The following is a 14,168-nucleotide window of genomic DNA, read 5'->3' as shown; positions in this document are numbered from 1 at the left end:
AATCTTCGGGTGCCGCTACCGCGGTCGAGGGCCGGTCGAGTGGTTTCACTGTCAGTCCAGAGGCGAGGGCGAATGCTCCGCAGCACATCATGTGGTGCGAGGCTCTTTAGGTCCGTTTTCGGTTCGTTGACGGGGACGCGGTCGGTGAGAGTACGCCCGCTAACCCTTGGCTGCGCTGATCCCGGCGCGCCGACCGTAAAAACTGCCGTCACCGAGCGACGTTCCCGACGCGTATCCGCCGGCACAGACTCCGGCAGTGCAACGGCCCGCAGCGAACAATCCGGGGATCGGTTCGCCCGAAACGTGCAGTACCTCCGACTGGATCGACGTTCGCAGGCCGCCGAGGGTGAAGCCTGCCGTGAAGCCCCGAAGGTCAAGGGCGGCAATCGGGGAGCCGATCGGCTTGACCCATTCGGGTTTCTTGCCGAAGACCGGATCCTCGCCCCGTTCGGCGTGGCGGTTGTACACCTCGACAGTGGACTGCAAGGTGCCCTCGGGCAAACCCATGTCCGATTCGAGTTCCGCGGCGGTCTCGGCCACCCACTTGGGGCGGAACCGGAAGAACGGCGTGGAACTGTCTGCGCCGGCGCCCTCGTCGTACGCGGCTTCGTCGATGATCAGGTAGGCCTCATTGTTGTTGCGGAGCAACGTTTCCTGGCCGATGCGCCCAGGATAGGTGTCCTCGTTGACGTAGCGTTGCCCGCGGCCGTTGACCAGGATTCCGCGCACCATCAGCTGAGGATCGCCGAAAAACGCGACCTCGGTGGCATCCATGTGCGCGAGGTCGGCGCCCAGAGCTTGCGCCATCCGGATGGCAGTGCCGTCGTGCTCCTCGATGGCCGCACCTGGCCGCCCGATCAGACGCGGCGCATACGACTCGACCATCGACTCGTTGTAGGCAAAACTGCCCATTGCCAGAACAACACCGGTCCGAGCCCGCACAGCCACTTCCTTGCCGTAGCGCTTGGCGATGATGCCGACCACTCGATCACCGTCGACAACAAGGCGTTGCACCCGCATGTCGTGCTCGGCCCGCACGCCGAGTTTCTCCGCCGTCTCGACGAGTGGCTTCATCAGCATGAACCCGCCGCCCTTCTCGCCGGTGCGTTTGTCGCTCATCTGCGGTACGTGCCCGCGCGGGGCCGGGGTGGCGATAGCGTTGAAAGGCGCGGCGTTCTCGCCGCCGGAGTACATGAGACCGTCGTCGAACGGAGTTTCCCAGCCCGGCTGGCCGTAGAAACTCTCCTTGAACGGCACTCCGTTGTCGACCAGCCAGTTGTAGTGTTCGACGCTGCCGTTGCAGTAGTCGGTGATCTTTTCCTCGTCGGCACCTGGGCCGAGAGCGGCCATCATGAACGTCTTCATGTTCTCGGGGGTGTCTTCGAAACCGAGTGCCTTCTGCAGCGGTGTACCGCCGCCGAGATAGATGAACCCGCCGGCCAACGCGGCGGCCCCGCCCCACCCGCTTGTGCGTTCGAGAACGAGCACGTCCGCACCCGCTCGCGCCGCTTCGATGGCGGCGCTGACGCCGGCGATCCCGTATCCGGCGACAACAACGTCGGCTTCGAGATGCCAGGTGTCTACATTGTCTACGGCTACGGGCCGAATCGAGTGCGCCGATCCGGTGGAGTTCGCTGGGGCCATCGCGTTTCAGTCCTTCGCGGGAGTTGGTTCGGTTGCGGCCTTTTCGGCAGCTCGGGCAGCCTTACGCCGGTCGGACTTGACCGAGATCAAGGCATTGTTGAGTCCGGTTGCCAAAGGCCACCCGGTGTAGTGACACAGGAAGATGGCAGCTTCCTCGACTTGCTGCTCGGTGAGTTCTTCGTTGAGGATCGCCGCATTGATCTGGATTTTTGCGACGTCGGTTTGCCCTTGGGCGGTAATCGCGCCAAGGAGGAGCAGTCGTCGATCACGCATCGACAACCCCGGCCGAGTCCAGATATCGGCAAACAGATGATCGGCTGTGACGGCAAAAAACTCTCCCGGAACGTCGGCAGGCAATTCCCAGCCGTACACCTCGTTCATTTTCGACACACCGCGTGTCCGGGCCTCGGAGATGGAGTGTCCGTTCAGATCGGTCATGACTGCTCCTTCGTGGATGGTCCTGAGAACGCGGTATTTTCCGGCGGGGCGCCTACCCCCACACCGAGTCCTGGACCGAGCCCTGTCAGTGCCAGGTTCGCGAGGGGCAGGTCGACGCCGAGACGGTCACCCAGATCGAGCGCCAGGCTCAGATCTTTCTCACCCAGGTTGCGAACGTGACCGAGAATCGAGTACCAAGGATCGCTCTCGTCAACGGACTCGGTGGTGGTCCGCAGCATGATGGCGCCGGCCCCACCGGTAATGGCATCGGTGTGGCGTACGACCTTACCCAGGGTGCGAATATCGAGACCGGCCGCTTCGGCCAACCTCGACGCTTCGGTAGCGGCGGTGAAGGATACGAAGTGAAGAAGGTTACGCGCCAGCTTCATTCGGGTGCCGGCGCCGATGTCTCCGGCGTGGACCACCAGTTCTGCCCAACATCCGAACGGCTCGCGAACCCTCTCGAAAGCCTCTATCGGCCCGCCGATCATCACGGCGAGCTTGCCGTGTGTGGCACCGGGGGCGCCGCCACTGACGGGTGCGTCGATCAAGGTCACACTGTGCTCTTCGCAGATCCTGGCCAACTCCACCGCGGTGGTGTCGGAGATGGTCGAGTGGACGGCGATGACGGTCCCGGGCCGAGCAGTGCTGAGGATGCCGTCAGGTCCGTTGACGACATCACGCACTTGAGCGTCGTCGAGCACAGTGACCGAGATGACGCTCGCCGTGGCTGCGACGTCGGCCGGCGTACGTGCTGCACGAGCCCCCGCGGCAGTGAACGGTTCAAGAGCTTCGGCTCGCGCGTCGCACACCACCAGCCCGGCCGGCCAGTCGAGGAGACGGGTCGCCATAGGCGCTCCCATATTGCCCAGTCCGATGTATCCGAGCGTGGGCTTGTCGGCATTCTCGGTCACGATCGGAACACCTGCCCGCCGTCGACGTTGAAGATCTGGCCGGTCACCCAGCTCGCTTCGTCGGAAAGTAGGAACAGGCACATGCCCACCAGGTCCTCCGGAGTTCCCATGCGTTGCAGTGGAATCCGTTTGACCATGTCCTTGACGATGTTGCCTGGTGTGACCGTGCGGGTGGCTTCGGTGTCGATCGGTCCGGGTGCAATCGCGTTGATCCGGATCTTGGACCAACCGAGTTCGGTGGCCAATTGCTGAGTCAGGCCGTTGATTCCCACCTTGGCGAGGCCGTAGAAACCGGAGTACAGCCAGGCGGCAGTGGAGGACTGGTTCACGATCGAACCGCCGTTGGCGCGCATGTGGGGCACCACTGCTCGGCACATCTGCAGTGCGCCGTCCATGTTCACGCTCATGAACGTCCGGTAGTACTCCCAGTCGACTGTGAGCAGCGAGTCGATCTTCATTCCGCCGTAGATGGCAGCATTGTTGACCAGGTGTTCGATGCTTCCGAATTGCTCGATCGTGAAGTCTGCGAGCGCCTGGGCGGATGCGCCGTCGGCAACGTCGACCGCCTTGAAGACCGCGCTGCCACCGTCGGCAGAGATCTGTTTGGCCACCGATTCGCCGAGTTCGTGATTGAGGTCGGCGACAACAACATTGGCACCCTCGGTTGCGAGTGCGCGGGCGTATGCCTCGCCGATTCCCTGAGCGGCGCCGGTGACGATTGCAGTGCGTCCCCTAAAACGTTCGGTACGTTCTGTAGGTTCTGTACGTCCCATGTCGATCCTGCTTTCGAGGTGACGGATGTGTGTGAGGTGCTTATGCGGGGGATGCGACGAGCTTTGTCTCGAGGTATTCCTCGAAACCGGCGAGGCCCATCTCTCGGCCGATTCCGGATTGCTTGTAGCCGCCGAACGGGGCGTCGGCGGAGTACCAGACTCCGCCGTTGACGCTCAAAGTTCCGGTGCGTACACCAGCGACGACGCGGTTGACGCGATCGGGATCGGTGCCCCACACCGAACCTGACAGGCCGTACGGAGAGTCGTTGGCGATGCGGATGGCATCGTCGTCATCGTCGAACGGAATGATCACCAGTACCGGACCGAATATCTCTTCTTGGGCGACCCGTGACGAGTTTTCCAGTCCCGCAATCAAAGTGGGCTCGATGAAGTATCCGCACGGTTGATCGTCCGGTCGGCCGCCGCCGGTGACCACGGTGCCCCCTTCGTCCTGGGCCAGCTTCAGATAGCCTTCGACGCGTTCGCGTTGGCGTGCGGAGCTCAGCGGGCCGCAGATGGTTCCCGGTATCGACGGATCGGCAGCACGAATGCCGGCCATGGTCCGGGTGGCGGCGGCAAGCGCTTCGTCGTATCGGCTGCGCGGCACCAATAGTCGCGTGCTCAAAGCGCAGCCCTGCCCGGCGTGGACGCACACCGAGAATGCGGCGACGGAACTGGCGGATTTGATGTCGGCATCGTCGAGGACGATGAAGGCAGATTTTCCGCCAAGTTCCAGGAACACCTTTTTCAGGGTGCTCGACGCGGTCGACATCACCGCACGCCCGGTCGCGGTGGATCCGGTGAAAGAGATCAGGTCGACACGGGGGTCGGCGCACAGTTGTGTGCCGAGCGAGTGGTCCGTGGAGGTGATGATGTTGACGACGCCGGCGGGGATGTCGGTCTCCTCGGCGATCACCTTGCCTACCAACGCGGCACACCACGGTGTGTCCGGTGCCGGTTTGAGAACAATGGTGTTGCCGGCGGCGAGCGCCGGACCCAGTTTGGCGAAGTTGATCTGGTGTGGAAAATTCCACGGAGTGATGGCACCGACCACCCCAACGGCTTCCTTGAGTAGCTGACGGTGGGTGGGGACTCCCATCGGCGAGGCATTCCCGAGATCCTGTTGCCACGAATAGGATTCGATCAGTTGTGCCCAATATCGGAGGTCGTCGATCGGTCCTTCGAGTTGGGGGCCGCTGGTCAACATTCGCGGTGCCCCGACCTCGGCGATCGTGATGTCGCGTAGCTCTTCGATATGAGACTCGAGAGCATCGCAGAGTTGGCGAAGGCAGTGTGCGCGAAATGTGTGGTTCCGAGACCAATCGGTGGTGTCGAAGGCGCGTCGGGCCGCGGCGATTGCGGCGTCCATGTCGACGGAGGTGCCTTCGGCCGCTTGACCGAGTACTTCCTCGGTGGCGGGATTGAGGATGTCGAAGGTGCCGCCGGAACCGGGAACAAGTTTGCCGTCGACAAGAAGGGCGGAACTGTCTGTGGGTCGAAGGTTCATAGCGTGAACTCTTCCTTTCTGGACATATGTCTGGACTCTAGTTCACACAATCGTCCATGGCAATGAGTTTCGGGCATAAGCGATTTGGGTACCGAGAATTCGAAAACTGTCTTGGTTAGTCGGTTCGGGCGCTACGGTTCTCCACCAGATATCCCCGATCCGGTGCCCTGCTGTGGGCCTGGGCGGTTCCCTTCGTGTGTCGATCCGAGTGCAGGAGTAGGCCGATGAACAGAGTTGCTGGAAAAGTTGTCCTGGTGACGGGCGCCGCCCGTGGCCAGGGGCGCAGTCATGCGGTGCGTCTGGCTCAGGAAGGTGCGGACGTCATAGCGTTCGACATCTGCGCCGACATCGCAACCAATGAGTACCCGCTGGCCACTCGAGACGATTTGGATGAGACCGCGAGGCTGGTCAAGGAAACCGGGCGCCGCGTTGTCGCAGCGAGGGTGGACGTTCGAGATCGGGCCGGCGTCGAAGAAGCCCTGGCAGAGGGCGTGGAAACGCTCGGCGGGTTACATGTGGTTGTTGCCAATGCCGGGATCTGTCCGCTGGGTAAGCATGTCTCCAATTCCGGCTTCGTCGACGCGTTCGACGTGAACTTTCTCGGCGTCGTGAACACCGTCCATGCGGGTTTGGAATACCTGGGGGAGGGCGGATCGATCATTGCTATCGGGTCCGTGGCCGGCCTGGTTCCGCAGACCGGATTCAACGGTCAACAGGCGCTGCAAGGGCCTGGCGGTGACGGATACGGCTTGGCCAAGAAGATGATTCAGACGTACACCATGTCGTTGGCATTGACACTGGGGCCGAGTTCGATTCGGGTCAATGCGATCCATCCGACCAATGTGAACACGAACATGCTGCAGAGCTTGCCCATGTATCGGACCTTTCGTCCGGATTTGGAGAACCCGACCGCGGAAGATGCCGCTGTGACGTTTCCTTTCATGCAGGCGATGCCGACGCCATGGGTGGAACCGGAGGACATCTCGCACGCGGTGGTGTATTTGTCGTCGGACGAGTCGCGATTTGTCACGGGTCAGCAGCTTCGGGTTGATGCGGGCGCCGGTATGAAGATCGGCCTCTAAGGTGCGCTTTTCGGCTGTGACCGGCGCGAATGACTGGCTCGCTAACACTGAAATTTCGAATTCATTGCCCTGGACAGGTACCTGTAGTAACGTCCAGACATGTGTCCAGTCATGGTTACGAATCGACTCGCCGACGCCTCAACGGTAAGCAGGCAGACACCGTCTCCAAGCTCACCGAAGCCGCCGTTGTCGTGCTCCGTGAGCATGAATATTCCGGTTTGACTGTGCGCGCCGTCGCTGCCGAGGCCGGGGTGGGGGCAGCAACCGCCTATACCTACTTCTCGTCGAAGGAGCATCTTGTTGCCGAGGTCTTCTGGCGCCGGTTGCGAGCGTTCCCGAGCTCGGACGGCACCGGTTCGGACCCCACCGCCCGAGTGTTGGCCGTACTGCGCAACATTGCGTTGCTGCTGGCCGATGAACCGCAGGTGTCGGCGGCCGTGACCAATGCATTGCTGGGCACCGATCCTGAGGTTGAGCATCTTCGCGACCGGATCGGATTCGAGATTCACAGCAGGTTGGTTGCGGCAATGGATCCGGTAGTAAATCCACATCGGATCGAGGCAATTGAAATGCTGTATGCCGGAGCACTTTTGCGGGCCGGAATGGGATATGGGACTTACGAGTACATTGCCGGACGCCTGGAGGCTTCCGCACGACTGATCTTGGAGCATCCATGACCGAAGCATTGATCGAACCGGTGGTGTTCAATCCGTACGACTACCACTTTCACGACGACCCGTATCCGACCTACGCGCGATTGCGGAATGAAGCTCCGATCTACCACAACGACGACGTCGGATTCTGGGCGCTGTCACGGTATTCGGACGTTCTGAGTGCATTCAAGGACAACAAGCGACTCTCGAGTGCGAACGGGGTTTCGCTCGACCCGGCAGCATACGGGCCCCATGCGCATTACGTGATGTCCTTTCTTGCCATGGACGATCCGCGGCATATGCGTCTGCGGCAGTTGGTGTCTCGCGGTTTCACACCCCGCCGTGTTGCCGAACTGGACTCGCGGATACTCGAGCTCACCACGGCGAACCTGACTCCGGCACTTGCCACTGGGGAATTCGACTGGATATCCGAAGTGGCCGGCAAATTGCCGATGGACGTGATCTCCGAGTTGATGGGCGTTCCGGAACCGGATCGCGCGGAACTGCGGAGAAAAGCAGATCTGGTTGTGCACCGCGAAGACGGCGTCCTCGACGTACCGCCGGCTGCGGTGGAAGCGTCGATCAGCCTCATGAACTACTACAAGGACATGATCGCCGAGCGTCGTCGTTCACCAACCGGCGATTTGACATCAGCGCTGCTCGATGCCGAAATCGACGGAGACAAACTGTCGGATGCCGAGATTCTGGGCTTCATGTTTCTGATGGTCGTTGCCGGAAACGAAACCACCACCAAACTTCTCGGAAACGCCCTGTACTGGGGCTCGCACAATCGCAACGAGATTGCGGCGGTTCTTCGTGATCCGGATCTGTCAGCGGAGTGGGTGGACGAAACGCTGCGCTACGACACGTCGAGTCAGATCGTGGCTCGCACGACCACTGTCGATCTCGAGTACTACGGCACTACGGTTCCGGCGGGGGAGAAGATGCTGCTCCTGATCGGTTCGGCCAATCGAGATCCGGACGTCTTCGACGATGCAGACGCGTTTCGCCTCGGACGTAATTCTGCCAACAAGTTGGCGAGTTTCGGTGCGGGCGTTCACTTTTGCCTCGGCGCTCACCTGGCGCGGCTCGAAGCGAAGATCGCTCTTGCCGAATTTGCCCGCCACGTGCGCGATTACGAGGTGGACGAGGCGGGTATCGAGAGAGTCCATTCGACAAATGTGCGGGGCTTCGCTGCCCTGCCGGTGAAGGTGCAGGTGCGCTGATGCCTCGTTTCGAACCCAACCCGGCCCGGCGGACCGCTTTGATCAGCGGCGCATCGTCGGGTATCGGCACCGCGGCGGCCTATGCCCTGTCGGAGCTCGGTCACCCAGTCGTCCTCGGAGCGAGGCGGGAAGCCGAGTGCGAGGCGATTGCCGAAAAGATCCGCAGCAACGGCGGCGAAGCCATGGCACATTTCCTCGACGTCACTGACGGCAGCTCGGTGGATGCGTGTGTCACTGCCGCCGAAAAAGCGATGGGGCCAGTGGAAATCGTCGTATCGGGTGCCGGTGATCTCGAATTCGGTGCCGCCGATCAAATGGAACCCGAACGGTTCTTGCGTCAGGTCGAGGTCCATCTTGTCGGTGCACAACGGCTCGCTCACCGAATCCTGCCCGGCATGAGGGAGCGGCAACGGGGTGATTTTGTGCTGATCGGTTCGGATTGCGCCGACCGGCAACGTCCGCTCATGGGTGCTTACGACGCGTCGAAAGCCGGCCTCGAAGCAATGGGGCGTCAGATGCGAATGGAACTCGAAGGCACGGGCATTCGCGCCTCGATCGTGAGGCCTGGACCGACGTTGACCGGGATGGGAATGGACACGACGCCGGAGATCATCGGCCCCGTCGGCGAATCGTGGGCCAGGTGGGGCTTCGCGCGACACGGCTACATGCTGCGGCCGTCCGATATCGCAAACGCCATCGTTGCCGTCGTGACCGCTCCCCGAGGTGCGCACCTCGTTCTGGTGGAGGTTCAGCCGGAAGCTCCACTCAATCCTCGTCCTACTCACACTTCGCAGGAGACGACATGACTCACGGCGTACAGGAGAATCCGCGCACGCTGCCGCAGCCCCCGCGGGTGTCCGGCGGCGAACTCGAACACGGTCATCTCGAAGAACTGCGTACCGATCCGATCGCATTGATGCGCCGGGTCCGCGACGAGTGCGGCGACGTGGGAGCCTTCCAACTAGCCGATCGCACGGTGATCCTGCTGTCCGGCGCCGAGGCAAACGAATTCTTCTTCCGTTCGACTGACGAGGACCTCGACCAGCAAGCTGCGTACCCGTTCATGAAGCCGATCTTCGGTGAGGGGGTGGTGTTCGACGCCAGTCCTGAGCGGCGCAAGGAAATGCTGCACAACTCGGCACTGCGCGGCGAGCAGATGAAAGGCCATGCTTCGACAATCGGCACGGAAGTCGAAGCGTTGGTGGCAGAGTGGGGCGACGAGGGCGAGATTGATCTGCTCGATTTCTTCGCCGAGTTAACCATCTACACGTCGTCGGCCTGCCTGATCGGAAAGAAATTCCGCGACGAACTCGACGACAGTTTTGCCAAGCTCTATCACGAACTGGAACAGGGCACCGACGCGCTTGCCTTTGTCGATCCGTATGCGCCGATCGAGAGCTTTCGCCGACGCGACGAAGCGAGACTGGCTTTGGTTGCGCTGGTTCAGGAGATCATGAACGGGCGGATTGCGAATCCTCCCCATGGCAAGGACGACCGGGACATGCTCGACATCCTGGTTTCGGTCAAGGACGAGAACGGTGAGCTGCGCTTCAGTGCGGACGAGATCACCGGAATTTTCATTTCGATGATGTTTGCCGGTCACCACACGACATCCGGGACCGCGGCGTGGTCGTTGATCGAATTGTTACGCCATCCCGTCGTCATGGCCGACGTCGTCGAGGAACTCGACAGTTTGTACGCAGACGGTGCCGACATCAGTTTTCACGCGCTGCGCCAGATCCCGGTTCTCGAAGCCGTGGTGAAGGAAACACTGCGACTGCATCCGCCGCTGATTATCTTGCTGCGGGTGGCGCGCGGCGACTTCGAGGTAGGTGGTTTCGAAATTCGCGAAGGTGATCTGGTGGCGGCCACCCCGGCAATTTCCAATCGCATTCCCGAAGACTTCCCGAATCCCGACGAATTCGATCCGGGCCGCTACATCGATCCACGTCAGGAAGACATCGTCAATCGATGGACGTGGATTCCGTTCGGAGCGGGCAGGCATCGGTGCGTCGGCGCGGCGTTTGCCCAAATGCAGCTCAAGGCGATCTTTTCGATTCTGCTGCGCGACTACGAATTCGAGATGACCCAACCGTCGGAAAGCTATCGCAACGATCACAGCAAGATGGTTGTGCAATTGGAGCAGCCGTGCTCGGTCAGATATCGGCGGCGATCCGGTACTAGCAGTCGATCCGGTACAGGCAGTCGATCCGATACTGGCAGGGGAGCGTGAGTCATGCGTGTCGAAGTCGACCTGGATCTGTGTCAGGGCCACGCCGCCTGCGAATTGGAAGCGCCGGACGTTTTTGTGGTTCCGAAAAGGGGCAAGGTCGAAGTGTCCGATCAGCCGCTGCCGGACGAGCAGCGACACGAGGTGGAAATGGCAGTGCGTTACTGCCCGACAGGCGCACTGAAAATTGTCGAGGACTGACCAGGGAGAGGTTCACATGACCGGATTCGACCGCGCCGAGCTCGACGACATGGTGCAACGCTGGATTGACGCGAACAAGAAGGCCGAGGCCGCCGGCGACTGGAAGCCGTTGGCGGACATGTACACCGAGGACGCGACCTACGGCTGGAACTACGGCCCCAAACAGGATTTCATGGCGATCGGTCGGGAAGAGATCCGCACCGTCGCGCTAGGTCTCGAGATGAACGGCCTCGAAGGCTGGGAGTATCCCTATCAGGACTTTGTGATCGACGAGCGCAGTGGCAACGTCATCGGACTGTGGAAACAGATCTCCGACGCCAAACGAGACGACGGCAGTAACTACTCCGTCTACGGCATCGGCGGTAGTTGGTTCCGGTACGGCGGAAATTTCCAATGGTCCTGGCAGCGTGACTTCTTCGACTTCGGAAACGTCTCGGCACTGTTCATGGAGATGATCCAGAACAACGCGCTGTCCAAAGGTATGCAGGCACGCATTCAGCGATCGATCTCCGGCGAACCACTCCCAGGCTGGTATCGCGCGGGTACCTCGCCGGTTCCACTGTGGTGAGTCCGGTGACTGTCGGTGGGTCCTTCGAGACGCTCTCGCGCGGCGACCTTGCTGTGTTGGTGCCAGAACTCCTGCTCTGTGGTCAGCTGATCGACAGATCCGGGATGGCGCACCTGATCGTGGAGTACGGGCGCGAAGGCATGGCGGAGGTTGCGATCGCGGAATGGGAATCCGCCAGTCCTTGGTACACCCGCCGGATGCAGAAGGCGCTGCGGTACGAGGGTGACGACGTCGTGACCATTTTCAAAGGACTGCAACTCGACATCGGGGCCCCGCCGCAGTTCATGGATTTCCGCTATCGCGTCGACGACCCGCAACACGGTGAGTTCTGGCTCGACCATTGTGGCGCTCTGACCGACGTCGAACCGCTGGGGGACGAGTTCGTCACCACCATGTGTCATGACATCGAAGACCCGACGTTCGACGCGACGGCGATAGCAACCAATGCGCATGCGCAGATCCGTCCGATCCATCGGCCGCCGCGCAAACCTGCTGACAGGCACCCATACTGTGCGTGGACAGTCGTAATCGACCCGTCGCATGTCCCGCCGGTCATGACGGCCCACACCGAGCAGATCGGCCGGACTGCTGCGGTGTCGGTTGAGTTGAGTCCGATCGACGGCAGCGACGACGGGGCGGCCGACTACTCGGGACCGCTGCTCTCGGATCTGCGTTTCTCCGACTTCTCCCAGTCAGCGCTGGTTCGTATCGCGCAGGAAGTGTGCCTGCAACACCACCTACTTGCGCTGGGGTTTCTGCTCGCGGTGCGCGGGCGCAGTAGTGCGGACAAAGCTCGAGAAATTACGCTCAAACAACTCACCGGAATTGCAGGCGTCGCTTCGCAGCGCATCCGCGACGCATTGGGTCTGCCGCCGGATCTGGAAGGCCTGTCGGTGGTGCTGGAGCTACATCCGTTGCTCAATCCGAAGCAATATGTCGAGCGTGAAATTCGCTGGGATGGAGAGAGTCTCGAGATCTTGATTTCGCGGACCGGCCTGGTTGACGCCGACGGTGGCTGGCCCACTCTGATCGACGGTGAGCATCTGGATCCGCTTCAGGCACTGGTACGCGGCGTGAATCCACATTTCACAGCCCGGGTGCTCGACGATTCCGAGGCCGGGCTTTTGATCACGGTCGATACGACGGCGGAGGCTGCGCCGGAATGTGTCGAGGTCGCCATCACCAAAGTGAGCAGCGGCGCAGCATTTGCTTTCGAAGATCGTGGAATTCCGTTGCCTCTCTTCGTGGTTTGAGTGGCTGACCCTGAAAAGGATCGTTCATGGCCTACACGTTTGCAGACCTTTTCGAGCATTCCGTCGATGCGATGCCTGATCGACGAGCGCTGATCGTGTCGGGGGAGGAAGTGACGTACCGCGAACTCGACTCGCGGGCCAACCGTCTGGCACATCATTTCCTGTCGTTGGGTTTCGGGCACGGCACCCATATCGGAATTCAGATGCACAATTCGATCGAGACGATGGTTGCGGTCCTCGCGTCGTTCAAGGTTCGCGCCGTTCCGATCACCGTGAACTATCGGTACACCACCGACGAGTTGGTGTACCTCTACGACAACGCCGATCTCGAGGCACTCGTGTTCCATCGGGGGTACTCCGCTCGCGTCGCCGAGGCCCTGGAATCCACGCCTCGGGTGAAGCACGCTGTGGTGGTGCCGGACGAGCTTGCATCGGGTGCCGAACCGCCCGTGCCAGGCGCGGTCGCGTACGAGAACGCGCTGTCGCCGCAATCTCCGGAACGCACCGGTAGTGACGCGTTCGACGAGCGGAGCGGAGACGACCCGTACATTCTCTACACGGGCGGAACCACCGGACGACCCAAGGGCGTGGTGTGGCGTCAAGAGGACATCTGGCGAGTTCTTGCCGGTGGCTACGATTTCTACACCGGTGAGCCGATTGCCGACGAGTACCAACAATCCCGTGGCGGCGCAGCGGCTGCAGAACCTATGCGATGGTGCATGCTGCCACCGCTCATCCACACGTCGGCCTTGATGCCGACGTTCAACGCACTGTTCTCAGGCAACACCGTGATCTTCGAACCACGGTTCGATGCGGCACACGTCTGGAAAGTTGTTGCCGAATACCGGCCACAGGTCATGGTGATCACCGGTGACGCAATGGGGCGGCCTTTGGTGGAAGCGCACCGCGAACTACAACCAGATGCGTCCAGCTTGGCGGTTCTCGCGTCCGGGGCGGCGCTGTTCTCCGGTTCGGTGAAGGACGCCTTCTTCGAGGTGTTCCCGAATCTGATGATCTCCGACTCGGTGGGCTCTTCCGAAACAGGCTTCGGCGGTATCGGATTCGCAGCCAAAGGGTTGAAGCAGCACGGTGGACCTAGGGTGGGTTCCAACCGGTTCACGGTGGTAGTCGACGATGACAACCGGATTCTGCCACCGGGTTCCGGCGCCGAGGGGTGGCTGGCAAAACTCGGCAACGTCCCACTCGGCTACTACAAGGATCCGGTGAAGTCGGCGGAAATCTTCCGAACGGTGGACGGCGGACGGGCAGTGGTCACCGGCGACCGCGCCCGGATCGAGGACGACGGTTCCATCACGCTGCTCGGCCGCGGAAACATGGTGGTCAACACCGGCGGCGAGAAAGTATTCGTCGAAGAGGTCGAGGCCGTCGTCAAGGCCCATCCGGATATCTACGACGCCACCGTCATCGGGCTGCCGGACGAACGCTGGGGAAGCCGAGTCTCGGCCGTGGTCAGGGTGCGCGATGGTGTTGTTCCGGATTTCGAGTCGATCGAGAAACACACTCGGAGCCAGCTTGCCGGGTACAAGATTCCGCGTGCGTTCTGGATTGCGTCCGAGGTGGTGCGAGCGCCAAGCGGAAAACCCGACTACCGCTGGGCGAAGGAGTACGCCCTCGGTCAGGAGCCGGTTCACCGCATCGATTAGTCCGCCTCGGCGCGC

Annotated in this window: 14 protein-coding genes; 9 read left to right on the top strand and 5 right to left on the bottom strand. The window is 61.5% G+C overall.

All coding sequences use genetic code 11. The annotated features are described in order from the left end of the window. Positions 1 to 159 precede the first annotated feature (159 nt). Genes C7T36_RS00645 through C7T36_RS00625 form a run of 5 tightly spaced genes read right to left on the bottom strand, consistent with a single transcriptional unit; the run spans position 160 to position 5,276 of the window. Positions 160 to 1,644: an FAD-dependent oxidoreductase gene (locus C7T36_RS00645; RefSeq protein WP_045070117.1), complete on the bottom strand. Its 1,485-nt coding sequence runs from the start codon at positions 1,642 to 1,644 to the stop codon at positions 160 to 162. A gap of 6 nt (positions 1,645 to 1,650) precedes the next feature. Next, positions 1,651 to 2,082, bottom strand: coding sequence for a carboxymuconolactone decarboxylase family protein (locus C7T36_RS00640; protein ID WP_033230881.1), 432 nt, complete (start codon positions 2,080 to 2,082; stop codon positions 1,651 to 1,653). Then, the gene (locus C7T36_RS00635; RefSeq protein WP_084703007.1) at positions 2,079 to 2,996 is read right to left on the bottom strand and encodes an NAD(P)-dependent oxidoreductase; all 918 of its coding nucleotides are present in this window, start codon (positions 2,994 to 2,996) and stop codon (positions 2,079 to 2,081) included. Before C7T36_RS00635 ends, C7T36_RS00640 begins: the two co-directional genes overlap by 4 nt. Continuing rightward, positions 2,993 to 3,769 carry an SDR family oxidoreductase gene (locus C7T36_RS00630; protein ID WP_045070112.1) on the bottom strand — a complete coding sequence of 259 codons (777 nt, stop codon included), beginning with the start codon at positions 3,767 to 3,769 and terminating at the stop codon, positions 2,993 to 2,995. Before C7T36_RS00630 ends, C7T36_RS00635 begins: the two co-directional genes overlap by 4 nt. Before the next feature lie 40 nt (positions 3,770 to 3,809). Then, entirely contained in the window at positions 3,810 to 5,276 is a 1,467-nt protein-coding gene (locus tag C7T36_RS00625; protein ID WP_045070110.1) for an aldehyde dehydrogenase, read from the bottom strand. Between the two features lie 224 nt (positions 5,277 to 5,500). Here C7T36_RS00625 and C7T36_RS00620 point away from each other — a divergent pair, with 224 nt between their 5' ends. The 9 genes from C7T36_RS00620 (at position 5,501) to C7T36_RS00580 (ending at position 14,153) form a co-directional block, all read left to right on the top strand. Next, on the top strand, positions 5,501 to 6,358 hold the full coding sequence (locus C7T36_RS00620; RefSeq protein WP_045070108.1) for a mycofactocin-coupled SDR family oxidoreductase: 858 nt from the start codon (positions 5,501 to 5,503) through the stop codon (positions 6,356 to 6,358). A 101-nt stretch (positions 6,359 to 6,459) separates the two neighbouring features. Then, positions 6,460 to 7,035 carry a TetR/AcrR family transcriptional regulator gene (locus C7T36_RS00615; protein ID WP_033230876.1) on the top strand — a complete coding sequence of 192 codons (576 nt, stop codon included), beginning with the start codon at positions 6,460 to 6,462 and terminating at the stop codon, positions 7,033 to 7,035. Then, positions 7,032 to 8,237 (top strand): cytochrome P450, encoded by a 1,206-nt coding sequence (locus C7T36_RS00610; RefSeq protein ID WP_045070104.1) that lies wholly within the window; start codon positions 7,032 to 7,034, stop codon positions 8,235 to 8,237. The genes C7T36_RS00615 and C7T36_RS00610 overlap by 4 nt, the downstream gene beginning before the upstream one ends. Continuing rightward, positions 8,237 to 9,043 (top strand): SDR family oxidoreductase, encoded by an 807-nt coding sequence (locus C7T36_RS00605; protein ID WP_033230874.1) that lies wholly within the window; start codon positions 8,237 to 8,239, stop codon positions 9,041 to 9,043. The genes C7T36_RS00610 and C7T36_RS00605 overlap by 1 nt, the downstream gene beginning before the upstream one ends. Continuing rightward, positions 9,040 to 10,470 carry a cytochrome P450 gene (locus C7T36_RS00600; protein WP_045070101.1) on the top strand — a complete coding sequence of 477 codons (1,431 nt, stop codon included), beginning with the start codon at positions 9,040 to 9,042 and terminating at the stop codon, positions 10,468 to 10,470. The genes C7T36_RS00605 and C7T36_RS00600 overlap by 4 nt, the downstream gene beginning before the upstream one ends. Before the next feature lie 3 nt (positions 10,471 to 10,473). Continuing rightward, complete coding sequence (locus C7T36_RS00595) at positions 10,474 to 10,668, top strand: ferredoxin (protein WP_045070099.1); 195 nt, start codon at positions 10,474 to 10,476, stop codon at positions 10,666 to 10,668. Positions 10,669 to 10,684: 16 nt separating this feature from the next. Next, positions 10,685 to 11,236, top strand: a complete 552-nt coding sequence (locus tag C7T36_RS00590) for a hypothetical protein (protein ID WP_045070097.1) — start codon at positions 10,685 to 10,687, stop codon at positions 11,234 to 11,236. 5 nt (positions 11,237 to 11,241) lie between these two features. After that, a complete protein-coding gene (locus C7T36_RS00585; protein ID WP_375128018.1) occupies positions 11,242 to 12,489 on the top strand; it encodes a hypothetical protein in 1,248 nt (415 codons plus the stop codon). Positions 12,490 to 12,515: 26 nt separating this feature from the next. Next, positions 12,516 to 14,153: an acyl-CoA synthetase gene (locus tag C7T36_RS00580; RefSeq protein WP_033230869.1), complete on the top strand. Its 1,638-nt coding sequence runs from the start codon at positions 12,516 to 12,518 to the stop codon at positions 14,151 to 14,153. Positions 14,154 to 14,168: the final 15 nt, after the last annotated feature.

The organism is Rhodococcus sp. AD45-ID (assembly GCF_003023755.1).
GTDB lineage: Bacteria > Actinomycetota > Actinomycetes > Mycobacteriales > Mycobacteriaceae > Rhodococcus_F > Rhodococcus_F globerula.
Note: the sequence above shows the minus strand (reverse complement) of the source record. Positions and strands in the feature narration are given on the sequence as shown.

Bases quoted from the DNA above. Each gene is read 5' to 3' on its own strand.
- C7T36_RS00580 (WP_033230869.1), top strand. From the start codon at position 12,516: ATGGCCTACACGTTTGCAGACCTTTTCGAGCATTCCGTCGATGCGATG.
- C7T36_RS00590 (WP_045070097.1), top strand. From the start codon at position 10,685: ATGACCGGATTCGACCGCGCCGAGCTCGACGACATGGTGCAACGCTGG.
- C7T36_RS00610 (WP_045070104.1), top strand. From the start codon at position 7,032: ATGACCGAAGCATTGATCGAACCGGTGGTGTTCAATCCGTACGACTAC.
- C7T36_RS00605 (WP_033230874.1), top strand. From the start codon at position 8,237: ATGCCTCGTTTCGAACCCAACCCGGCCCGGCGGACCGCTTTGATCAGC.
- C7T36_RS00645 (WP_045070117.1), bottom strand. From the start codon at position 1,644: ATGGCCCCAGCGAACTCCACCGGATCGGCGCACTCGATTCGGCCCGTA.
- C7T36_RS00595 (WP_045070099.1), top strand. From the start codon at position 10,474: ATGCGTGTCGAAGTCGACCTGGATCTGTGTCAGGGCCACGCCGCCTGC.
- C7T36_RS00640 (WP_033230881.1), bottom strand. From the start codon at position 2,082: ATGACCGATCTGAACGGACACTCCATCTCCGAGGCCCGGACACGCGGT.
- C7T36_RS00620 (WP_045070108.1), top strand. From the start codon at position 5,501: ATGAACAGAGTTGCTGGAAAAGTTGTCCTGGTGACGGGCGCCGCCCGT.
- C7T36_RS00625 (WP_045070110.1), bottom strand. From the start codon at position 5,276: ATGAACCTTCGACCCACAGACAGTTCCGCCCTTCTTGTCGACGGCAAA.
- C7T36_RS00600 (WP_045070101.1), top strand. From the start codon at position 9,040: ATGACTCACGGCGTACAGGAGAATCCGCGCACGCTGCCGCAGCCCCCG.
- C7T36_RS00630 (WP_045070112.1), bottom strand. From the start codon at position 3,769: ATGGGACGTACAGAACCTACAGAACGTACCGAACGTTTTAGGGGACGC.